Genomic DNA, 455 nt, shown 5'->3' on the forward strand with positions numbered 1-455 from the left:
TACCAGTATGAAGAGCCTACTCAATAAATTGCAGGTGGAAACCTTTATTCTAGATCTTGAGGAAGGGGTACAGCCTCAGCCGCTGAATGATGTAGTGAGCCAGCACCTAGTGAACGGCTCCCTTGAGATTGAATTAAAGAAAGAGCAGGGGCTGAACCATGTTTTTTCACAGCTAACGGATGCAGGCGTGAAGGTACTTTCTATGCGCAATAAGGCCAACCGTCTTGAAGAGCTATTTGTCACTATCGTGAGAGATCAAACCGAGGATCAGCAGTAATGTATGGCGTATATTGGACGGCTTTTAAGAGTCTACTAGGCAAAGAAATTAATCGCTTTATGCGTATTTGGGTACAAACCCTTGTGCCACCTGCGATTACCATGACACTGTATTTCATTATCTTCGGCAACCTGATTGGTTCTCGCATCGGACAGATGAATGGCTTTAGCTACATGGA

2 pseudogenes are annotated in these 455 nt (G+C 44.6%); both read left to right on the forward strand.

Annotated features, from left to right (window positions below):
- Positions 1–277, forward strand: a pseudogene (locus AB4585_RS23930) (ABC transporter ATP-binding protein); the annotation flags it as partial.
- Positions 277–455, forward strand: a pseudogene (locus tag AB4585_RS23935) (ABC transporter permease); the annotation flags it as partial. The pseudogenes AB4585_RS23930 and AB4585_RS23935, both read left to right, overlap by 1 nt.

Origin of the sequence: Vibrio sp. 10N.222.49.C9, from assembly GCF_041474985.1 — a bacterium.
GTDB classification, from domain to species: domain Bacteria; phylum Pseudomonadota; class Gammaproteobacteria; order Enterobacterales; family Vibrionaceae; genus Vibrio; species Vibrio crassostreae_C.